This is a genomic window from Pseudochrobactrum algeriensis (assembly GCF_018436245.1).
Lineage (GTDB): Bacteria > Pseudomonadota > Alphaproteobacteria > Rhizobiales > Rhizobiaceae > Pseudochrobactrum > Pseudochrobactrum saccharolyticum.
On the sequence record NZ_CP075361.1, the window covers coordinates 1,263,828 to 1,286,301 of the forward strand.

Here is a 22,474-nt window from a genome sequence, read left to right on the forward strand (position 1 = left end):
GCGTGGGACTTAAAACTACGCAGTGCTGTAAGAGAGAGACGGGAAAATGGACGGTATTTTTGCAGCTTACGTCTTACCGGCGCTGATCATAGCGCTGAAGTCAGTCGTTCTGCTCGTCGTATTGCTGATTGTTGTAGCCTATCTGCTTTATGCGGATCGTAAGATCTGGGCTGCGGTACAGTTGCGTCGGGGACCAAACGTTGTCGGCCCTTGGGGACTGTTTCAGGCTTTTGCGGATCTTTTGAAATTCGTATTCAAAGAGCCGATCATCCCATCGGGTGCCAATAAAGCCGTGTTCCTGCTGGCGCCGTTTATTTCGGCACTGCTGGCATTGGCAACATGGGCGGTTATTCCGGTCAGTGAAGGCTGGGCAATTGCCAATATCAATGTCGGTATCCTTTATATTCTCGCTATATCTTCACTTGAAGTTTATGGCGTGATTATGGGTGGCTGGGCTTCAAACTCGAAATATCCGTTTCTCGGCGCACTGCGCTCCGCAGCGCAGATGGTTTCCTATGAAGTTTCGATCGGCTTTGTGATTGTAACAGTGTTGCTGGTTGCCGGTTCCCTGAACCTGACCGACATCGTGCTGTCTCAGTCCACAGGTCTTGGTACTTCGCTGGGTCTGCCGAACTCGTTCCTCGACTGGAACTGGCTCGTGCTGTTCCCGATGTTCGTGATCTTCTTCATCTCGGCACTGGCGGAAACCAACCGTCCTCCGTTCGATCTGGTTGAAGCGGAATCCGAACTTGTTGCCGGTCATATGATCGAATATTCGTCGACACCGTTCCTGCTGTTCTTCCTCGGTGAATATGTTGCCATCACTCTGATGTGCGCATTGATGACCATTCTGTTCCTTGGCGGCTGGCTGCCAATCGTGGATGTATGGTTCCTCGCATGGGTGCCGGGCATTGTCTGGTTCATGCTGAAGCTCTGCATGTGCTTCTTCATGTTTGCGATGGTGAAGGCATTCGTACCGCGTTACCGTTATGACCAGCTGATGCGTCTGGGCTGGAAAGTATTCCTGCCGATCTCGCTGTTCATGGTTGTAGCGACCGCTGCATTCCTCAAATTTACCGGCCTCGTAGGTTAAGGAGACATCACATGGCTTCTATCGCTCAAGCCGCTAAATCACTGCTTCTGAAAGAATTCGTCGGAGCATTCTTTCTCTCCATGCGTCAGTTCTTTGCGCCTAAGGCAACATTGAACTACCCGCATGAAAAAGGTCCTGTTTCACCGCGCTTCCGCGGTGAACATGCCCTGCGCCGTTATCCGAATGGTGAAGAACGCTGCATCGCCTGTAAGCTTTGCGAAGCGATCTGCCCGGCACAGGCAATTACAATTGAAGCCGGTCCGCGCCGCAATGACGGAACCCGCCGCACCGTGCGTTATGACATTGATATGGTCAAATGCATCTATTGCGGTTTCTGTCAGGAAGCCTGTCCGGTTGATGCGATTGTTGAAGGGCCGAATTTCGAATTCGCCACGGAAACCCGCGAAGAGCTTTACTATGATAAAGAAAAGCTGCTCGCCAATGGTGACCGTTGGGAACGTGAAATTGCGCGCAATATCGCGATGGACTCACCTTATCGCTAAGATGGGCTAAGCCCGTCGGATCGCTAAGATGAGTTCCTCTGTCCGGAGAGGGCGGAGCTGAATATTTAAGTTGGTGCAATAGCCGGAGCTTTTGGTGCTCATGGCTGTTGTGCTTGAAGTTTTGCCTCATGTCGCGGTTTTTGGCTGTGGGATATGAGGTGGTAGGACAGGCAAGTTGCCTTGCCAAGTTAAAGGATATTGGGGAACCCCATGCTGACAGGTATAGCGGCGGCGTTTTTCTATTTATTCGCCTTCATCATGATTGCGAGTGCGCTGATGGTTATCACCGCACGCAATCCCGTTCACTCGGTCTTGTTTCTGATTTTGGCTTTCTTCAACGCAGCGGCTTTGTTCCTGCTGACGGGTGCTGAATTCCTGGCAATGATCCTTGTGGTTGTTTATGTCGGTGCTGTGGCGGTTCTCTTCCTCTTCGTCGTCATGATGCTGGATGTGGATTTTGCTGAGCTCAAACAGGGCGCGCTTAAACATGCGCCGGTTGGTGCTCTGGTCGGTGTGGTTCTGCTGGCAGAATTGATTTTGGCATTCTCCGCCTCGATCTTCTCGCCGAAAATTGCAGCAAATGCCGCTTACCCGATCCCTGATGTGGCGACACGCCAGAATACACAGGCGCTTGGCGACATTCTCTATACGGATTTCGTTTTCTACTTCCAGATTGCCGGCCTGATCCTGCTGGTGGCGATGATCGGCGCGATTGTGCTGACCCTGCGTCATAAAGAAGGCGTCAAACGTCAGTCGATCCCTGCGCAGGTTGCCCGTACACCGGAAACCGCGATCGAGATCAAAAAAGTCGAAACAGGCAAGGGTATTTAACAGGAGCCTCATGATGGTAGTCGGTATCGAACATTATCTGACCGTGTCGGCGATCCTGTTTACGCTTGGCGTTTTCGGGGTTTTCCTCAACCGTAAGAATGTGATCGTCATTTTGATGTCGGTCGAGCTTATTCTTCTCTCGGTCAATCTGAACTTCATTGCGTTTTCCGCAACGCTCGGCGATCTGGTCGGGCAGGTTTTCGCACTCTTCGTCCTGACTGTTGCAGCTGCTGAAGCGGCAATCGGTCTTGCTATTCTTGTCGTGTTCTTCCGTAACCGTGGTTCTATCGCGGTGGAAGATGTCAATGTCATGAAAGGTTGACGGGCAGATGCTCTACTACGCGATCGTCTTCCTTCCGCTGCTTGGTTTTCTTATTGCCGGACTTTTCGGCAATAAGATCGGAGCCAAAGCCAGCGAATATATCACTTCCGGCTTTCTCGTGATTGCGGCTGCGCTGTCATGGGTTGCGTTCTTTACTATTGCAATGGGCTCATCCGAGCCTGTCCGTGTGCCGGTTCTGCACTGGCTGACTTCCGGTACCCTGTCTTTTGACTGGGCGATCCGTGTGGATACACTGACCGCGATCATGCTTGTTGTTATCAACAGCGTGTCGGCGCTCGTACACATCTACTCGATCGGCTATATGCATCACGATCCGCATCGTCCGCGTTTCTTTGCCTATCTGTCGCTGTTTACCTTTGCGATGCTGATGCTGGTAACCTCTGACAATCTGGTTCAGATGTTCTTCGGCTGGGAAGGCGTGGGTCTTGCATCCTACCTGCTGATCGGCTTTTGGTATAAGAAACCTTCGGCCAATGCGGCTGCGATGAAAGCTTTCGTGGTCAACCGCGTTGGTGACTTCGGCTTCCTGCTTGGTATTTTCGGTATCTTCGTTCTGTTCGGCGCCGTGGATTATGCCACGATCTTCTCGACAGCCCAGAATTATGCTGCCGGTGAAAATGCATCGCAGGTTGTGCTGAGCTTCCTCGGTTTTGAACTCGACAAACAAGGCGCTCTGACCGTTGTTGCATTGCTGCTCTTCATGGGCGCGATGGGTAAATCGGCGCAGTTCCTGCTGCACACATGGTTGCCTGATGCGATGGAAGGTCCGACACCTGTGTCGGCTCTGATTCATGCGGCAACGATGGTGACCGCAGGTGTGTTCATGGTTGCGCGTATGTCGCCGATCTTTGAACAGTCTGAAACAGCTCTGCTGGTTGTGACTATTATCGGTGCGATCACTGCCTTTTTTGCCGCGACCGTTGGTCTGGTACAGAACGATATCAAGCGCGTTATTGCTTATTCGACCTGTTCGCAGCTCGGTTACATGTTCGTGGCACTCGGCGTCGGCGCTTACGGCGCTGCCGTATTCCACCTGTTCACACACGCATTCTTTAAAGCTCTGCTGTTCTTGGGCGCCGGTTCGGTGATCCATGCGGTATCTGACGAGCAGGATATGCGTCGTATGGGTGGTCTGCGTAAGCTGATCCCGACCACTTACTGGATGATGATCATCGGTACTGTGGCGCTGACAGGTCTTGGTATTCCGGGCACTGTTATCGGTACTGCCGGCTTCTTCTCCAAAGATGCGATTATTGAATCTGCATTTGCTTCGCACTCAGCTGCGTCAGGCTTTGCCTTCACGCTGCTGGTGATCGCTGCTGCATTCACATCCTTCTACTCATGGCGTCTGATTTTCATGACTTTCCACGGTAAGCCACGCGCCACCGCTGAAGTTATGCATCACGTTCATGATTCACCTCCGGTGATGCTGGTTCCGCTGTTCGTTCTTGCCGTTGGTGCACTTTTCGCAGGCTTCTTCTTCGTCGGTTACTTCTTCGGCGATCATTATGATGCCTTCTGGAAGGGCGCTCTGTTCACCGGTGCGGATAACCACATTCTGCATGACTTCCATGGCGTGCCGACCTGGGTTAAATTCTCGCCGTTCATTGCAATGGTGCTGGGTTTCATCTTTGCATGGGCTTTCTATATCCGCTCGCCGGAAACACCGAAGGCAATTGCAGCCCGTCATCCTGGCCTGTACCAGTTCCTACTGAACAAATGGTATTTCGACGAACTCTATGATTTCCTGTTCGTTCGCCCGAGCATGGCTCTTGGCCGCTTCCTCTGGAAAACCGGCGATACCAAGATCATTGACGGCATGGGTCCGAATGGTGTGGCGGCTCGGGTAGTCGGCATTACCAACCGCGTTGTTAAGCTGCAGAGCGGTTATCTTTATCACTACGCATTCGCGATGCTTATCGGTGTCGCCGCGCTCGTCACCTGGATGATGATCGGGAGCTCTTTCTGATGACCGACTGGCCAATTCTCTCAACGGTCACGTTTCTGCCGCTCGTAGGTGCGTTCTTGATCCTCTTGATCAAGGACGACAGCGAGGCAGCGCGCCGCAATATCCGTAATGTTGCATTTCTGACCACAATCTTTGTGTTTGCATTGTCTCTGGTGATCTGGGCAGGCTTTGATAATTCAAATGCCGGTTTCCAGATGGTTGAGAAACATGCATGGTTCGGTGAAGGCATCAGCTATCACATGGGCGTGGACGGTATTTCCATGCTGTTTGTGGTTCTGACCGCATTCCTGATGCCGTTCTGTATTCTGGCGAGCTGGAAGTCCGTGGACTTCCGCGTCAAGGAATATATGGTGGCGTTTCTGATCCTTGAAACGCTCGTTATCGGTGTGTTCTGCGCACTGGATATGTTCCTGTTCTACGTCTTCTTTGAAGCAAGCCTTATTCCGATGTTCATTATCATCGGTGTATGGGGTGGTCAGCGCCGCGTTTACGCCAGCCTGAAATTCTTCCTCTATACGCTGCTGGGCTCGGTGCTGATGCTCATTGCTATGATGGCAATGTATTTCACCGCCGGTACAATGGATATTCCGACCCTTCTGGCTTACGACTTCCCTGCATCTATGCAGACATGGTTGTGGCTGGCCTTCTTCGCTTCTTTCGCGGTGAAGATGCCGATGTGGCCGGTTCATACATGGTTGCCTGATGCGCACGTTGAAGCGCCGACAGCCGGTTCGGTTATTCTGGCTGGTATTCTCCTGAAGCTCGGTGGCTACGGCTTCCTGCGTTTCTCGCTGCCAATGTTCCCGCTGGCTTCCGCAGACTTTGCACCATTCGTATTCTGGCTCTCGGTTATCGCCATTGTTTACACCTCTCTGGTGGCTCTGGTTCAGACCGATATCAAAAAGCTGATCGCCTATTCGTCCGTTGCCCATATGGGTTATGTAACTATGGGTATCTTTGCTGCCAATGCGCAGGGTGTGCAGGGTGCGTTGTTCCAGATGCTGTCGCACGGTATCATTTCCGGCGGTCTGTTCCTTTGCGTTGGCGTGGTTTACGACCGCATGCATACACGTGATATCTCTGCCTATGGTGGTCTGGTCAACAACATGCCGAAATATGCGGTTGTGTTCCTGATCCTCACTATGGCCAATGTTGGTCTGCCAGGGACTTCCGGCTTTATCGGTGAATTCCTGACACTGTTCGGTGTGTTCCAGGCCAATACATGGATTGCTGTGATTGCAACAACCGGTGTTATCCTGTCGGCTGCCTATGCGCTCTACCTCTATCGCCGCGTCATTTTCGGTGCGCTTGATAAGGAAAGCCTGAAAGCGCTGCTGGATCTGTCTCCGCGTGAGAAAGCAATCCTGTATCCGCTCGTCATTCTGACGATCTTCTTCGGTGTCTATCCGGTTCCGGTCTTTGATGCGACTGCGAGTGCCGTTGACGCTCTGGTCACCAACTACAATGCGGCTGTGGCAAGTGTTGCCATGCCTGTTGCAAATTAAGACGAAGGCATCGAGCGATGTACACCGATCTGATTGCCCACCTTACTCTCGCTGCACCGGAGGTGCTGCTCGCAGTTGGCGCCCTGGTGCTGCTGATGGTGGGTGTATTTTCCGGCGACCGCGCCAGCACGATTGTTACGGGTCTTTCTGTAGCATTGTTGCTGGGTGCGCTCGCACTCGTGCTGGTTTTCCCTGCTGACGGCGCTGCTTTCGGCTCGGCATTTATCAGCGACAGCTTCACCCGTTTCATGAAAGTGCTGACGCTGATCGGTTCGGTCGTCACGCTCATCATGTCGGTCGGCTTTGCCAAAGACCAGAAATTCAACAAGTTTGAGTTTCCGGTTCTGGTTGTGCTGTCGACTGTCGGTATGCTGTTGATGGTATCCGCCAACAATATGCTGGCTCTCTATCTCGGCCTCGAAATGTCGTCGCTGGCGCTTTATGTGCTGGCCGCTTTCAACCGCGACAGCGTGCGTTCCACAGAAGCCGGTCTGAAATATTTCGTTCTCGGCGCTCTGTCTTCGGGTATGCTGCTTTACGGTATTTCTCTGGTCTATGGTTACACCGGCACAATCAACTTTGCTGATATTGCTGCTGCCGTTACCGGCGGTGAGCGTCAGTTGGGTCTGGTCTTTGGTCTGGTCTTCATCATGGCCGGTTTGGCATTTAAAATCTCCGCTGTTCCGTTCCATATGTGGACACCGGATGTTTATGAAGGTGCGCCAACCCCTGTAACCGCTTTCTTTGCTGCTGCTCCGAAAATGGCTGCTATTGCATTGCTGGTACGCGTGACCATGGGTGCCTTTGCACCGCTGACCGCTGACTGGCAGCAGATCATCGTTTTCGTGGCTCTGGCTTCGATGATCCTCGGTGCTTTCGCGGCGATCGGTCAGAAGAACATCAAACGCCTGATGGCCTATTCGTCCATCAGCCATGTTGGTTATGCTCTGGTTGGTCTTGCTGCCGGTACTGTAGACGGTGTGCGCGGCGTTGCTATTTACATGCTGATCTATCTGGTGATGACACTGGGTACATTCGCATTCATTCTGGCAATGCGTAACAAGAGCGGCACTGTTGAAGAGATCAATGATCTGGCAGGTCTGTCCCGCACCAATCCGGTGATGGCGACAATCATGACCATCTTCATGTTCTCGCTTGCAGGTATTCCTCCGCTGGCCGGTTTCTTCGGTAAGTGGTACACATTCCTTGCTGCAGTTCAGGCTGGTCTGGTGCCGCTGGCAGTTATCGGTATCGTGGCTTCCGTTGTTGGTGCCTTCTACTATCTGCGTGTTATCAAAATCATGTGGTTTGATGAGCCTGCAGGCGGTCTTGAAGCACCTGCCGGTGAGCTGAAACTGGTGATGGGCGTCTCCGCAGCTTTCGTTCTGCTCTATGCGCTGATCGCTTCGCCGATCATGATCTGGGCGACAAATGCTGCCAAAGCATTTTTCTGATGCGATCTGAATAAGCATGTTATAAACGCCCGGTTTATGCCGGGCGTTTCTTTTTGTAAGGTGCATGATGAGTTTTGTTCTGAGTGAGAAAACAATTGCTGCCGGTTACGGGCTAAAGGAATTTGAATATATCGGCTCAACCAATGCAGAGGCTTTGGCTGAAGCACAGACAGGAGCTGAAAGTGCTGTCTGGTATGTGACGAAGGATCAGCGCTCCGGCCGTGGTCGTCGTGGTCGTGAATGGTCAACACAGACCGGTAATCTCGCTGCAACCTTGCTGCTTATTCATGATTATCCGCTGGAACTGGGTGCCACACTGAGCTTCGTCGCCGGTCTTTCACTGGTTGAAGCGGTTGAGCAATTGCTGCCGGAGACAGAGACACGGTTTCAGCTGAAATGGCCGAATGATGTGCTGGCAGATGGTGCGAAACTATCGGGTATCCTGCTGGAATCCGCTTTGCTGAAAGACAGTCGCAAGGCACTGGTTATCGGCATTGGTGTGAATGTGCTGCATATTCCGGAAGGCGTGCCCTATGCGGTGAGCAGTCTGAAAGCCAATGGCTATACACAGGGTGCAGAACAGCTTTTGCAGGCGCTGGCAGAGCGCTTTGCTGTGAACTTTGCTTTGTGGAATGACGGGCAGGGACTGGAAACTATCCGTACCCATTGGCTGCGCCATGCGGCAAGACTGGGTGAAGTCATTCGGGTGCAAAGTGGTGGCGAGACATTGGAAGGCACCTTTTCCTCGATCGATCCACAGGGCCATCTGGTTCTGACACTGCCGCAGGGACGAAAACAGACGATCTCAGCCGGTGAGGTTTTCTTTGGTGCTGAAACACGCTAAAGCATCCCGCAATGAAGTGCAGGCTGTGAACTGCTAAAAGGCCGGTATTGCTATAATTGTTAAGTTGAAGTGCAAAACTTCAGTTTTCTTTTTGTAAGTTGAGAATTTTTGAGAACTATTCTTGCTTCAAATCACTTTAGCGGTCATGAAATTATAATGCTAAATTTGCATTGTCATGTCTCTGCGCATCCGGCTCTGTCTTTAAAAGAGCATGGAAAGTGCCACATGATAATGTGTCGGAAGTAATATTTATTGAGGAGGGGGAATGCCCCAGTCCCGTTTGGATGATGTGCAAAACGATAGCGCTGTGAATGGCAAAGCGGAACTGGTGTTCCTGCCATTGGGCGGCGTAGGCGAAATCGGTATGAACCTCGCAATGTATGGCTACGGGCCGGAACATGCGCGTGAGTGGATCATTATCGATATGGGCGTGAGTTTTGCCGGTCCTGAATTGCCGGGGGCTGACCTGATCCTGCCGGATATCCGCTATCTGGAAGCCGAGCGTAATAATATCCGCGGGATTATCATTACCCACGCGCACGAAGATCATTATGGCTCGCTGCTGGATCTCTGGCCGCGTCTGCGCCTGCCGGTTTATGCGACCCCGTTTACCGCCGGATTGCTCGAAGCCAAACGTCAGGCTGAATATAATGCGCCGGAAATTCCGGTGACTGTGTTCCGCGCCGGTGAAAGCTTTGAAGTCGGCGCATTCAAGATTGAAGCGCTGGCCGTTACGCACTCCATTCCTGAGCCGGTATCGCTGGCGATTACCACGCCGCTTGGCCGTGTGATCCATACGGGTGACTGGAAGATCGATCCGGAGCCGTCGCTCGGCCCTGTGCTCGACGAAACCCGTTTTGAACAGCTGGGTAATGAAGGTGTGCTGGCACTGGTCTGCGATAGCACCAATGCGATGCGCGAGGGTGAATCGCCGTCCGAGCGTCAGGTATCGGAAAGCCTGCGTGAGCTGATTGAAAATGCCAAAGGCCGTGTGGCAATCACCACATTCTCTTCCAATGTCGGGCGTATCCGCTCTATTGCTGAAGCGGCGCGTGATGCCGGTCGTCAGGTGCTGGTGGTTGGCCGTTCGATGAAGCGCTGTATCTCGGTGGCAACTGAGCTTGGTTATATGGAAGGCCTGCCGGAATTTCTCTCGGAAGAAGATTACGGCTATGTCCCGCGTGAAAATGTGGTGATGGTGCTGACAGGTAGTCAGGGGGAACCACGCGCTGCGCTTGCCAAACTGGCGCGGGATGAAATGCGCTCACTGGCTTTGACCGCCGGTGATACAGTGATTTTCTCGTCGCGTACTATTCCGGGCAATGAAAAATCGATCATTGAAATCAAAAATATGCTGATCGAGCAGGGCATTAAGATCATCTCTGATGACGATGCGCTTGTGCATGTTTCCGGCCATCCGCGCCGCAATGAGCTGAAGCGCATGTATGCATGGGTGCGTCCGCAAATTCTGGTGCCGGTGCATGGTGAAGCCGCGCATCTGGTTGCGCAGGGCACATTGGGCATACAGGCCGGTATTCCTGATGTGGCACAGGTGCGTAACGGTGATGTGCTGCGTTTGGCTCCGGGGCCTGCAAAGATTATTGATGAGGCGCCTTATGGCCGTATTTATAAAGACGGCCGCCTGATCGGTGATGAAGATGAAATGGGCATCACCGAGCGCCGCAAGCTGGCCTATGTCGGTCATGTATCGGTGTCCATTCTTCTCGATAATCAGCATAAAATCTATGATGAGCCGGAAGTTGTAGCCTTTGGTTTGCCTGAAGAAGATAGTCAGCGCAATCTGATTGAAGACCTGCTTTATGATGCAGTCGTCAGCGCTGTTGACAGTATTCCGCGTGCGCGTCGCAAGGATATCGAGCTGGTGCGTGAAGCGGCACGGCGTGCAGTGCGCGCTGCGGCCAATGATGTCTGGGGTAAAAAACCGGTGACCACAGTTTTTGTCACCCGTATTCCGGAAGCCTGATCGTTTCTGTTCAGGATAAATATTTCGCCGCCGGTGAGCCATTCACCGGCGGTTTTTATTTGGGAAACAGAAATGTGGCTGTAAAACGTGCGCCCCAGTCAGGACCGTTATCCGGTTTGTTGGCGAAATATTGGCCGGTAACACCAAGGCTGACATGCTGCTTACCGAAAGTGAAGACTTTGGAAATGCCGAGATCAACCGGTATTGTCCATTGCTCATTCGTCCAGTCATAGGTCATCTCACTATTGAGCGATAAGCCGATCGTATTGGGAAAAGTATAGCTGATAAAAGGCTGTATCAGAGTGGCGCTGACATTCTGCCGGTCGCTTTCTCCGGCAAAAGACCAGATATGATTGGTCAGCATGCCCATCGTCCAGCCGCGCATTTGTTTGAGCGCAACGGCTGTCGGACCTATACCCCATTTTTGATTGCCAAGCATGGCATTGGTGGCGGTCGGCCAGAGAAAGGCCGGCCCTGCACCCCAGATGATGCCATCTGTTTTCTGAACCGGAGACAGGAAAAAACTCTGTACCGTGTCGCCAAGCCCGAATTTCGCTCCGATATCCGGCGCAGGGGAGCTTTGATGAATGATTGGCACAATCGTGCGCACGATCAAATTCCAGTCGGCATTGAGGGAAAAGGGAATAACCGGCTGAATATTGGTAGTAAAACGACCGGCATTATTTGTGCCTGTGCAACAGGTATAAGTATTTTGAATGGGCACGCTTATGAGACTGGAAACCGGATTGGCCAGTTTCTTTGCCAGTTGTTGTGCATTGGGTTCTTGCGCTTTGGCAGCAGGAATGAAACTGACAATACTGCATAATATGAATGTTATAATGCATAAAAATATATTGCGTATCATCGGCTAATGACCTGATATTATTCGAAATAATAAGCAGGTTAAGCGCATTGTCTGAAATTTGCAGCTGGCATTTTTATGCGTATCATTGTGAAAAACTGCATGATGCCGGAGCGTATCCCGAAAAATGCGTAGCGGTTTGCGGATAAGATACGCGTAAAAACAAAAAGACAGAGCATTTCCCATGATTCAAGATAAGCTGGAAATGCTCTGTCTCTTGCCCGTGTTCTTTTGCTGCTCTATGCTGCGGCCAATAATGATGCATAGAGCGCCGTGTGCCAGACTTGGCACACAAAGGTCGCTCTAACGCTTTAAAACTAGAGCATAATTCCTTAAACTGATCCAAGTTTAAGGAATTATGCTCTAGTCCTTTAAGAGAATTATGCGGGGAGGAAGAATATGTCTGTTATATCCGGAATGGCGATCTATTTTATCATCTGGTGGACAAGTCTGTTTGCCATGCTGCCTTTCGGTCTGCGTACGCAAGCAGAAGAGAATAATATTGTGCGTGGCACAGTCGCGAGCGCACCGGCGCGCCCGCGAATCTGGCTGGCTTTTCTGCGTACGACCATCCTTGCGACAGTGATTTTCGGCCTGTTCTGGTTTGTGACACAGAAACTCGGTTTCGGTCTGGATGATATTCCGCACTTCTTCCCTGAGCTGTGAATCTCATTCTGAAATATTTTATATAAAGCACTGTAATTATAGCGCTATTCGATAATTTCTATCGGATTTCTGTGCGCGCATAATCACCTGAAATCACGATTTCCGGCTTTGCTCCCTGCGTATTCGGTAGCTTGGCATCGAGCAGGGAGGCTTTGGAATGGATACGATAACTGACCGGGGTGCCTTTCGGAAAGATCAGGCTGGTATCCAGTGCACGGCCGGCAATATCAATCTGTTCCGGCTGTGTTGTACCATCAAATTGCAGTCTGGTGCGAAAAGCGTCACCGCGAATTCTGACTGATGTGGCGGCACCTTGCAGGCTGATATCTGCGGCGCGGGTCTCTATATTCAGATCGGCAAATTGTCCCTGTAAGTCCCCTTTGAAAGCAGGCTGATTAATCGTCACGCCTGCATTGCGCGGCAGATTGATTTGCAAATAGGTGCTGCATTCGGACAGATCATACCAGCCGCTGTTTTGCGCTTTAATCAGCAATGTCTGGTCGCTGACAATCATCTCGCCCTTGGATTTACAGTCATTATAGAACCAGCCGGAAAGCCATCCCGATGGCTTGGCACTCATGACAGCCTGTAGTTTCTGATCGTCTTGCGCGTTCAAGCGGATAAGGCTGGCATCACCGCTGATCGTTACGCTCTTTATGCCATCGGTTGCCACGATTTTTTCCGATGTACTGGTTTCCTTGGTGCAGCCACTGAGCGTGAGAATGGCGGAAAGTAAAATTGAGAGAAGCATATAGTCCATTATTTTGATCCTGACTGTGTTGATAATGCAGGGATCATTCGCCGGACTGTGTATTTCTGCGACCTGAAACAGGATCAAGGTCGACGCATAACGCGTTTTGTTTCATGTTCCTGATCGCAAGATGAGATATGACCGAGATATTTGCCGATGATTTTTATTCCGCTGCCATTTGTGCTGACAATATTGTTGGCGATTATACTGGTGCAGCTGTTGCGTAATCGCGAGGCAGGAAGCCGTGCGGATATGTTTTTCATCGCGCTGATCGGTACTTATATGCTGCAATCGGTTCTGCTCGGCTTGCGCTGGGGCTATGACATCCTTGCTGTTCTGCCAGTGCAGATTTTACTGGCATCTATAATTGCCGGATTGTCTTATTTAAGTTTTCGCAGTCTCACGGTGCAGAATAGTGATGATGCTTTGCGGGCGGATAAAATCTGGCCGCATTTGCTGCCTGTATTGGCGGTGTTTGTGTTGCTGCTTATACGCCGTGATCTGGCGGCGCTGGCAATTGTCGTGATATTTTTGGCCTATGGTCTGGCTCTGCTGCTCCTGAGTTTTGCGGGGCCGGATGTGCTGATTGCTGCGCGGCTGGACGGAATTATGCGCTCTTATCGGGCGATGCAGATAACCGCTGCTATGCTGATAGGCTCTGTAATCGTTGATATATTGATTAATTTCGATTTTCTTTGGAACAGCGGCCGCTATTCCCCCTCGATCATTCTGGTCACCAATATTTTGTCACTGCTGGTATTGGGCGCGGCGGCCGGTGTGGCACTGAATAATCGCACAAATGCTGATGAAGATGAGCGGGATGAGGGGAAGGTACCTGCACTTACATCTGAGAGTGCGCTGACAACAGATGAGCATCTGGCCATTGTGGCTGAGCTGGATGCGCTGATGCGGGATAAACAGCTCTATAAGGATATGGAACTTAATCTGAAGCGCATTGCACACCGGCTGCGCAGGCCACCACGCCATGTGTCTGAAGCGGTTAATCGCTGTCGCGGGATCAGCGTGTCAGTTTATGTGAATAATTTTCGCGTGGAGGAGGCGTGTCGCCTGTTAAAGGAGACGGATGAACCGGTGACGCAGATCACATTTGCCAGCGGCTTTCTCACCAAATCGAATTTCAATCGCGAATTTTTACGGGTGACGGGGATTGCACCTAAAACATATCGTAATCAAATAATTATGTCCGGCACCAGCATCACTGAATAGCACGGCCTTGCATGACATGGGTTTTGAGGCGAATTGCTTTATTATCGTGATGAAGCAAAACCGGAGTTTATAATCACACTATATTTGTATTATTAAGATGTAAAAAAAAGCAAGGCGTTAGCCTTGCTGATAAAATACGCGTCCAACTCGTTTCCTTGTTACAGGCGGCTGCGAAATACCGCGCCTGAGTTGCATCCTCCCAAGACTTTGACCGCGTGAGAGAGTAGTTAAGTCTGCTCTCTGTTGTCGTTGCTTGGAAAATAGAATGAGAAATATCAGTTGTCACGCGTTTTTTTAAGCGCGGACACAAAAATGCCATAAGAATTGAAGCCGAAAAGCAAATTTCAATGTTTTTAATTCGATTTAAAATGAAATTTTCATAAGAATTGCAGTTTTTAGAGTGCTTTTTGGATGAAAATCAAAAATGTAAAAAAATTGTCACAAATAAATAAAACTGAAGCTGAACCTGTCTTTTGCCGTTCCGGCAGCGGGAAATGCTGTAAAGCTCACATTATTTTTATCCCGATCTCCTGAAATATAAGGAATCATCGGACGCTGCCATAATTTGGCAGGCTTTATCCGTCAGGTCTGCATGCCTTCGTGACTGAAGATTTGCTGGCTCCGCTCTGCGTGAGACGGGTTTTCATTGCCATGATAAGTGGTTAATAAACACGAGAGATTTTATGTGTTTTTTCCTGATTCTAACGGGATCGGGAGCAATTTCCGGTGGTTCCTCCATGCGTATGTCGCGATTCTTTTTGCCGATCCTGAAAGAAAATCCAAAAGAGGCAGAAATTGTCTCCCATCGTCTGATGCTGCGTGCGGGGATGATCCGCCAGCAGTCAGCCGGTATTTACACATGGCTGCCGCTGGGTCTGAAGGTTCTGAACAAGGTCAATACGATCATTCGTGAAGAGCAGAACCGCGCAGGCGGCAATGAAATTTTGATGCCGACAATTCAGTCTGCTGATCTGTGGCGCGAAAGCGGCCGTTATGATGCTTACGGCAAGGAAATGCTGCGCATTAAAGACCGCTCCGAGCGTGAAATGCTGTTCGGCCCGACCAATGAAGAAATGGTCACCGATATTTTCCGCTCCTATGTACGCTCATATAAAGACCTGCCGCTGAACCTTTATCACATTCAGTGGAAATTCCGTGATGAAGTGCGTCCGCGTTTCGGCGTGATGCGTTCGCGTGAATTCCTGATGAAAGATGCTTATTCTTTCGACCTGAATTACGAAGGTGCGAAAGCTGCTTACTACCGCATGTTCGTTTCTTATCTGCGCACATTCTCCCGTATTGGCGTGCAGGTGGTTCCGATGCGTGCGGATACCGGCCCGATCGGCGGCGATCTGTCCCACGAATTTATCATTCTGGCAGATACCGGTGAAAGTCAGGTTTTCTGTGACCGCGCTTATCTCGATCTGAAAGTTCCGGGCGCGGATATCGACTTCTTCGATGATGCGGCAATGGCATCTATTGTTGACCAGTGGACAACGCCTTACGCTGCGACTGAAGAAATGCATGACGAAGCCGCATGGGCAAAAGTCGATGCAGGCAATCAGGTTGCTGCACGCGGTATTGAAGTTGGTCACATCTTCCATTTCGGCACCAAATATTCCGAGCCAATGGGCGCAAAAGTGCAGGGACCAGATGGCAAAGAACATCTGGTTTCCATGGGTTCTTACGGTATCGGCCCGTCGCGTGTGGTTGCTGCAACGATTGAAGCATCCCATGACGAAAACGGTATCATCTGGCCGAAAGCCATTGCGCCGTTTGGTGCAGGTATCGTCAATATGAAGCCGGGTGATGCAGCTTGCGATGCAGTCTCTGAAAAGCTCTATGAAGCTCTGACCAATGCCGGTCTCGATCCTCTGCTCGATGACAGCGACGACCGTCCGGGTTCGAAATTTGCAACCATGGATCTGATCGGTGTGCCGGTGCAGGTCATTGCCGGTCCGCGCAGCGTTGCCAATGGTGAAGTTGAAGTCAAAGATCGTAAAACCGGTGAACGTCAGACCATGACTGTTGAAGCCGCAATCAATCTTCTGACTGCGGGGCAGTAATGTTCAAAAAGCCTGCGACAGGTGGAAATCAAGGCAACGGGGGAGCGCAATTGCTCGATAAATTGCCAAAGAAACAACAGGAAAAGAAACCGGCAGCTCAGGCACAACGTCAGGGCACCGGACCATTCTCCTCACTGGAACGTATGATTGCATGGCGCTATCTGCGTTCCCGCCGTCGCGAGGCTTTTATTTCTGTGATTGCCGGTTTTTCATTCACCGGCATCATGCTCGGCGTGGCCACACTCATCATCGTTATGGCGGTGATGAACGGCTTCCGCACGGAGCTCCTCAACCGTATTCTCGGTATCAACGGCCACCTGATTGTTGCGCCGATCGACAGCCCGCTGGAGGATTACGATCATCTGGTGAAGCGTATGGACGCGCTGCAAGGCGTGAAATTCGCTATTCCGGTTGTTGAGGGGCAGGCTCTGGTGCAGGGCAGTATCGGTGCAGGCACCGGTGCGCTGGTGCGTGGTCTGCGCGAGCAGGATGTGAACAAGCTTGAGCTGATCGCCAAAAATGTGAAATCCGGTACTTTCGCGAGTTTTGATACGTCTGACGGTGTGGCCATTGGTACCCGTATGGCGCAGAATCTCGGTCTTGGTGTCGGTGATGATCTGAAAATCATTTCGCCGGATGGTGACGTAACGCCGTTTGGTGTGAATGCCCGTACCAAAGCCTATCCGATCAAGGCGATCTTCGAGATCGGCATGTCGGAATATGATGCGTCTATTGTGCTGATGCCTTTGGGTGAGGCGCAATTGTTCTTCAATCAGGAAGACCGTGTCCAGTCGATTGAGGTCTTTGCCGATAATCCGGACAAGGTTGATGATCTGCGTGCTGGTGTGGAAGAGGCGGCAGAGCGTCCTGTGATGATGACAGACTGGCGCCAGCGTAATGCCACATTCTTCTCGGCTTTGCAGGTTGAGCGTAACGTGATGTTCATGATCCTCACGCTGATCGTTCTGGTGGCGGCACTCAATATTATTTCCGGTCTGATCATGCTGGTGAAAGATAAGGGGCGTGATATCGCGATCCTGCGCACAATGGGCGCAACCCGTGGTGCAATCATGCGTATTTTCCTGATGACCGGTGCGGCGATCGGTGTCACGGGAACACTGGCAGGCGTGGTGCTCGGCGTTGTCGTGTGCCTCAATGTGGAGCGTATCCGTGCGTTCTTCTCATGGTTGTCGGGCACAACTTTGTTTAATCCGGAGCTTTATTTCCTGAGTCAGCTTCCTGCTGAAATGAATCTCAGCGAAACGCTTTCTGTTATTGGTATGGCGCTGTTCTTGTCATTTATTGCAACGATTTTTCCGGCTTGGCGTGCGGCCAAACTCGATCCTGTTGAAGCGCTGAGGTACGAATAATGGCTGCTATGTCCGGAGAGCCGATCCTCCAGCTGAAAAATGTCTGCCGCAGCTATCATGAAGCAGACCGTGAGCTGACTATTCTTAAAGATGCGAATTTCACGCTGATGCGCGGTGAAATGGTGGCGCTGGTTGCACCATCCGGTGCCGGTAAATCCACCCTGCTGCATACGGCAGGACTGCTGGAAAAGCCGGATTCCGGTGATGTAATCCTGGGCAAAACTTCTTGTGCGCAGCTGGATGATGATGAACGTACAGCCATGCGCCGCAATGATCTGGGCTTTGTCTATCAGTTCCATCATCTGCTGCCGGAATTTACCGCGCTTGAAAATGTGATGGTGCCGCAAATGTTGCGTGGCCTGTCATCCAAAGTTGCATCACAGCGTGCGCAAAATTTGCTGGATTATATGCGTATCGGGCCCCGCTCTTCGCACCGGCCGTCGGAGTTGTCCGGTGGTGAACAGCAGCGTGTTGCCATTGCCCGCGCAGTTGCCAATGCACCGCTGGTGCTGTTTGCGGATGAACCGACAGGTAATCTCGACCCGTCAACATCGTCTTATGTGTTTCAGGCGCTGGAGGCACTGGTGCGTCAGTCCGGCCTGTCTGCACTGATCGCAACGCATAATCATGATCTGGCACGACGCATGGATCGTTGCGTTACACTGAAAGACGGCAAGATCGTTGATCTCGATTTGAGAAAACCTGCCGCCTGATTACAAGACAAACTGAATTATTGAATGCCGTATGCTGAAATATGCATGCGGCATTTTTATTTGTTCTGTAGATACGGAAAAAAGAGCTGCGGCTTAAATAGCTGAAACTACAATCAAAAATAAAACAGGCGCTGCTTACACAACTAGGCGGTAAATCAGCGGTTCATATTTCACTAACTATAGATGTTTTTACGTGAACAAAGAGGGGTTGACTGCGGAACAATAATGGAACAAATTGCATACATACAAGAACAAATGGAGTTCATATCATGTCTGATCTGGTTCGTGATGTTATGTCATTCATTTCCATCGGTTTGTTTGTAGCAACTTTTGCTATGTGGCTGGCAGCGTTCTGAGGCTGCACAAAGCCTGATTTAACCAGAGCATGTCGCGGAAAAGTGGGCACCGGTTTTCCTATACGACATGCGTAAAACAAGAAGATAGAGCGAGCAGAGCGGATACAATTAAACGCGGCACGCTCTGTGTTAAGATGTAGCTGGCTGAAGATATAGCCAGCTAGAGATATAGCCGACTAGAGACATAGAATGTGTAATGATTGACGGAATGCGCATATGCATCTGGACATCATGACGGCATTGCGGGAAAAAGGATCTGATGAATGTGCGGAGTCTGACAGGCTTCAGTTCATTATCCGGTTTGATTTTCCCGTCTTACAGAACTGTTATTTTTGGAATGCAGTTTCTATGTAAGGCTTTGTACTGCGATACATCCCTGCACAAACGGGCAGGCGATGGTTGCAATGACGGAGTATATGCCTTTGCCTTCTGATGTTTCTGCCGTAGCTGCTTCTGAATTACCTGCCGGTGCACCGGTATTTATTCATTTACGCACGCACTCGGCTTATTCATTGCTGGAAGGGGCATTGCAAATCGGCAAAATTATCGGCCATGCCAAGGATGATAATGCGCCTGCAATTGCTGTAACAGACACGAATAATCTCTTCGGCGCATTGGAATTTGCGCAGAAGGCGTCGAAAGATGGTGTGCAGCCGATTATCGGCTGTGTTGTTGATATTGCCTTTGGCGACCATCAGCCGGAAGGCCGTGCGATCAACCGCCGCGATGCGCTGGATTTGTCGCCGGTGGTACTGCTGGCTTCCAGTGAGGAAGGTTATGCCAATATGGTGCGGCTGGTCAGTCGTTCCTATCTGGAAACAGAAGCCGGTGATCCGGTGCATATCCGTGCGGACTGGCTGCCGGATTTGTCGGAAGATGTGATTTTTCTGACCGGCGGAGCAGAGGGGCCGATTGGCATACCGCTCAGCAATGAACGGGAAGAGCGTGCGCGCAGCCGCCTTGTGTTTTTAAAAAACATCTTTGGCAACCGTCTTTATGTCGAATTGCACCGCCAGCGCGGTTATGACCGTGTACTTGAATCCAAACTGGTTGATCTGGCTTATGAATATGAGCTGCCGTTGGTTGCAACCAATGAGGCATTCTTCAAGCAGAGCGGAGATTATGAAGCGCATGATGCTTTGCTGGCTATTGCAGATGGTCAGGTCATCGCATCGGATGATCGTCGCCGTCTGACGCCAGATCATTATTTGAAATCCCAGAGCGAAATGGCGGCTTTATTTGCCGATCTGCCGGAGGCTCTGGAAAATACCGTCGAGATTGCACGTCGCTGTCATTGGTACACGCAAACCCGCGCACCGATTCTGCCACGCTTTACCGGTGAGTCCGATGATCCGGAAGCCGCTTTGCAGGCAGAAGCGGATGAAATGGCGCGTCAGGCGCGTGAAGGTCTTGAGGAGCGGTTGAAGCTATTCGGCCTTGCGGAAGGTCATACCCACGAGGACTATATCAAGCGGCTGGATTACGAAATCGGCATCATCGTCCGCATGAAATTTCCGGGTTACTTCCTGATCGTTTCGGACTTTATCAAATGGGCAAAGCAGCAGGATATTCCGGTGGGGCCGGGGCGTGGTTCCGGTGCGGGTTCGCTTGTGGCTTATGCGCTGACCATTACCGATGTTGATCCGCTGCGTTTCTCTTTGCTGTTTGAGCGCTTTCTTAATCCGGATCGTGTGTCGATGCCGGACTTTGATATCGACTTTTGTCAGGATCGCCGTGAAGAGGTGATCCGCTATGTGCAGCAGAAATACGGCCGCGATCAGGTAGCGCAGATTATCACTTTCGGTACGCTGCAGGCGCGTGCGGTGCTGCGCGACGTTGGCCGCGTGCTGCAAATGCCTTACGGGCAGGTCGACAGGCTGTGTAAGCTGGTGCCGTCGAACCCTGCCAATCCGGTATCGCTCGGACAGGCTATTAATGAAGAACCGCGCATTAATGAGGAGCGTGAGAAGGAACCGGTTGTCGGTCGTCTTCTCGATATGTCGCTGAAGCTTGAAGGGCTTTATCGCCACGCCTCCACCCACGCGGCGGGTATTGTTATCGGTGACCGGCCATTGTCGGAACTGGTGCCGATGTATCGCGATCCGCGCTCAGATATGCCGGTCACTCAGTTCAATATGAAATGGGTTGAACAGGCGGGTCTGGTAAAGTTCGACTTTCTGGGTCTGAAAACGCTGACGGTACTCAATACAGCCGTGAAGCTGATTGCCCGTAAAGGTGTCGATATTGACCTGCAAACACTACCGTTTGACGATCAGCTGACCTATGAAATGCTGTCGCGCGGTGAAACGGTCGGCGTGTTTCAGGTGGAATCTGTGGGTATGCGTAAAGCGCTTATCGGGATGAAGCCTGACCGTATCGAGGATATTATTGCACTCGTGGCGCTCTATCGCCCGGGTCCGATGGAGAATATTCCGACCTATAATGCGCGTAAGCACGGTGAAGAGGAAATTGCCTCTATTCACCCAAAAATCGACCATCTGGTGAAGGAAACGCAGGGCGTTATCGTTTATCAGGAACAGGTGATGCAGATCGCGCAGGAGCTTTCCGGCTATTCGCTTGGTGAAGCGGATTTGCTGCGCCGCGCGATGGGTAAGAAGATCCGTGAAGAAATGGACAAGCAGCGCGTCCGTTTCGTTGATGGTGCGATTGAAGGCGGCGTGGGCAAGGCGCAGGCCAATACGATTTTCGACCTGCTTGCCAAATTTGCTGACTATGGTTTCAACAAATCCCACGCGGCGGCCTATGCGATTGTTTCCTATCATACGGCCTATCTGAAGGCACATTATCCGGCAGAGTTTCTCGCCGCATCCATGACCTATGATATGAACAACACGGAAAAGCTCAATGATTTCCGTCGTGATGCCTTGCGTCTTGGTATTGAGGTGGTGCTGCCATCGGTCATGACATCCTACCGTCCGTTTGAAGTCGGCGAAGGTAAGATTTTCTATTCGCTGGCCGCGATCAAGGGCGTCGGTGATGCAGCCGTTGAGCATATTGTCGAAAAGCGGAAAGAAAAGCCGTTTGAAAGCCTTGAAGATTTCTGCGAGCGCGTTGATCCGCGCATGGTCAACCGCCGTGTGTTTGAAAGCCTGATTAATGCCGGTGCGCTGGATTGTTTCGGTGTTGACCGTTCGGCTCTGAGTTCCGGTATGGACAGCCTGATGGCCTATACCCAGCGCACGCAGGAAAATGCCAATAGCGGGCAGTCGGATATTTTTGGTACCGGTCTGGTGCCGAAAGAAAAGCTGCAATTGCCGGTGGTAACCCCTTGGACTTCATCAGAGAAACTGCATCGCGAATTGCAGGCCGCAGGCTTCTATCTCTCCGCGCATCCGCTGGATGATTATAATGAAGCGCTGCAGAAAATGCGTGTTCAAAGCTGGGCTGATTTCTCCAATGCGGTGAAAAAGGGCGCAACCAACGGTCGTCTTGCCGGAACGGTTATCAGCAAGCAGGAGCGCAAGACCAAGACCGGCAATAAGATGGGCATCATTGCCTTTTCTGATGCGACAGGTCAGTTTGAATCAGTGCTTTTCTCAGAGGCGCTACAGCAGTTCCGCGACCTGCTGGAACCCGGTCGCTCGGTGGTGATTACCGTTTCCGCTGAAAACCGACCAGAAGGTGTGAGCCTGCGTATTGCTACAGTTGTGTCACTGGAAGATGAGGCCAGTCGCCTGCAAAAAGCGCTGCGTCTGTTCCTGCGCAACAGCGATGCGCTCGATCAGATTGTGCCTTATTTCAAAACCCGTGGTGACGGTGAGGTCAGCTTTATTGTGATTAAAGATAATGGTCAGCGCGAGGTCGAAGTTGCCTTGCCAGACCGCTATCGTATCAGCCCGCAGATTGCCAGCGCGATGAAGGCCATCAGCGGTGTGGTCGATGTGGAACTCATCAGCTGATCGCTGACTATTATTCG

Annotated in this window: 17 protein-coding genes; 15 read left to right on the plus strand and 2 right to left on the minus strand. The window is 51.3% G+C overall.

Features of this window, described 5'->3' with window-relative positions; genetic code table 11:
• Nucleotides 1–46 precede the first annotated feature (46 nt).
• From nuoH to KHQ09_RS08015, 9 genes are all read left to right on the plus strand, one after another.
• Nucleotides 47–1,093, plus strand: a complete 1,047-nt coding sequence (gene nuoH, locus KHQ09_RS07975; RefSeq protein ID WP_075655568.1) for an NADH-quinone oxidoreductase subunit NuoH — start codon at nt 47–49, stop codon at nt 1,091–1,093.
• A gap of 11 nt (nt 1,094–1,104) precedes the next feature.
• Nucleotides 1,105–1,596, plus strand: coding sequence for an NADH-quinone oxidoreductase subunit NuoI (nuoI, locus tag KHQ09_RS07980; RefSeq protein ID WP_022711736.1), 492 nt, complete (start codon nt 1,105–1,107; stop codon nt 1,594–1,596).
• 210 nt (nt 1,597–1,806) lie between these two features.
• Nucleotides 1,807–2,427, plus strand: coding sequence for an NADH-quinone oxidoreductase subunit J (locus KHQ09_RS07985; RefSeq protein WP_022711735.1), 621 nt, complete (start codon nt 1,807–1,809; stop codon nt 2,425–2,427).
• A gap of 13 nt (nt 2,428–2,440) precedes the next feature.
• Nucleotides 2,441–2,749 (plus strand): NADH-quinone oxidoreductase subunit NuoK, encoded by a 309-nt coding sequence (gene nuoK, locus KHQ09_RS07990; RefSeq protein ID WP_022711734.1) that lies wholly within the window; start codon nt 2,441–2,443, stop codon nt 2,747–2,749.
• Between the two features lie 7 nt (nt 2,750–2,756).
• Nucleotides 2,757–4,739: an NADH-quinone oxidoreductase subunit L gene (gene nuoL, locus KHQ09_RS07995; protein WP_116088133.1), complete on the plus strand. Its 1,983-nt coding sequence runs from the start codon at nt 2,757–2,759 to the stop codon at nt 4,737–4,739.
• The gene (locus tag KHQ09_RS08000; protein ID WP_022711732.1) at nt 4,739–6,244 is read left to right on the plus strand and encodes an NADH-quinone oxidoreductase subunit M; all 1,506 of its coding nucleotides are present in this window, start codon (nt 4,739–4,741) and stop codon (nt 6,242–6,244) included. The genes nuoL and KHQ09_RS08000 overlap by 1 nt, the downstream gene beginning before the upstream one ends.
• A 17-nt stretch (nt 6,245–6,261) precedes the next feature.
• Nucleotides 6,262–7,698: an NADH-quinone oxidoreductase subunit NuoN gene (gene nuoN, locus KHQ09_RS08005; RefSeq protein ID WP_213597539.1), complete on the plus strand. Its 1,437-nt coding sequence runs from the start codon at nt 6,262–6,264 to the stop codon at nt 7,696–7,698.
• A gap of 64 nt (nt 7,699–7,762) precedes the next feature.
• Nucleotides 7,763–8,542, plus strand: a complete 780-nt coding sequence (locus tag KHQ09_RS08010) for a biotin--[acetyl-CoA-carboxylase] ligase (RefSeq protein ID WP_213597541.1) — start codon at nt 7,763–7,765, stop codon at nt 8,540–8,542.
• Nucleotides 8,543–8,807: 265 nt separating this feature from the next.
• Nucleotides 8,808–10,526 carry a ribonuclease J gene (locus tag KHQ09_RS08015; protein WP_213597543.1) on the plus strand — a complete coding sequence of 573 codons (1,719 nt, stop codon included), beginning with the start codon at nt 8,808–8,810 and terminating at the stop codon, nt 10,524–10,526.
• Between the two features lie 55 nt (nt 10,527–10,581).
• Here KHQ09_RS08015 and KHQ09_RS08020 read toward each other — a convergent pair whose 3' ends face one another.
• A complete protein-coding gene (locus KHQ09_RS08020; RefSeq protein ID WP_238481592.1) occupies nt 10,582–11,391 on the minus strand; it encodes a transporter in 810 nt (269 codons plus the stop codon).
• Nucleotides 11,392–11,787: 396 nt separating this feature from the next.
• On the opposite strand from KHQ09_RS08020, the gene KHQ09_RS08025 reads away from it, so the two are divergent.
• Nucleotides 11,788–12,054: a DUF1467 family protein gene (locus KHQ09_RS08025; protein ID WP_121992725.1), complete on the plus strand. Its 267-nt coding sequence runs from the start codon at nt 11,788–11,790 to the stop codon at nt 12,052–12,054.
• Between the two features lie 58 nt (nt 12,055–12,112).
• Here the strand turns inward: KHQ09_RS08025 and KHQ09_RS08030 are convergent, their stop codons facing one another.
• Nucleotides 12,113–12,814, minus strand: coding sequence for a hypothetical protein (locus tag KHQ09_RS08030; RefSeq protein WP_213597545.1), 702 nt, complete (start codon nt 12,812–12,814; stop codon nt 12,113–12,115).
• Nucleotides 12,815–12,961: 147 nt separating this feature from the next.
• On the opposite strand from KHQ09_RS08030, the gene KHQ09_RS08035 reads away from it, so the two are divergent.
• The 5 genes from KHQ09_RS08035 to dnaE all read left to right on the plus strand — a co-directional run bounded on the left by KHQ09_RS08035 (nt 12,962) and on the right by dnaE (nt 22,457).
• Nucleotides 12,962–14,032, plus strand: a complete 1,071-nt coding sequence (locus KHQ09_RS08035; RefSeq protein WP_213597547.1) for a helix-turn-helix domain-containing protein — start codon at nt 12,962–12,964, stop codon at nt 14,030–14,032.
• A 737-nt stretch (nt 14,033–14,769) separates the two neighbouring features.
• Nucleotides 14,770–16,098: a proline--tRNA ligase gene (proS, locus tag KHQ09_RS08040; RefSeq protein ID WP_213597549.1), complete on the plus strand. Its 1,329-nt coding sequence runs from the start codon at nt 14,770–14,772 to the stop codon at nt 16,096–16,098.
• A gap of 143 nt (nt 16,099–16,241) precedes the next feature.
• On the plus strand, nt 16,242–17,468 hold the full coding sequence (locus tag KHQ09_RS08045; protein WP_238481711.1) for a lipoprotein-releasing ABC transporter permease subunit: 1,227 nt from the start codon (nt 16,242–16,244) through the stop codon (nt 17,466–17,468).
• 8 nt (nt 17,469–17,476) lie between these two features.
• Nucleotides 17,477–18,181: an ABC transporter ATP-binding protein gene (locus KHQ09_RS08050; RefSeq protein ID WP_075655849.1), complete on the plus strand. Its 705-nt coding sequence runs from the start codon at nt 17,477–17,479 to the stop codon at nt 18,179–18,181.
• A 772-nt stretch (nt 18,182–18,953) separates the two neighbouring features.
• Nucleotides 18,954–22,457 (plus strand): DNA polymerase III subunit alpha, encoded by a 3,504-nt coding sequence (gene dnaE / locus KHQ09_RS08055; protein WP_213597553.1) that lies wholly within the window; start codon nt 18,954–18,956, stop codon nt 22,455–22,457.
• Nucleotides 22,458–22,474: the final 17 nt, after the last annotated feature.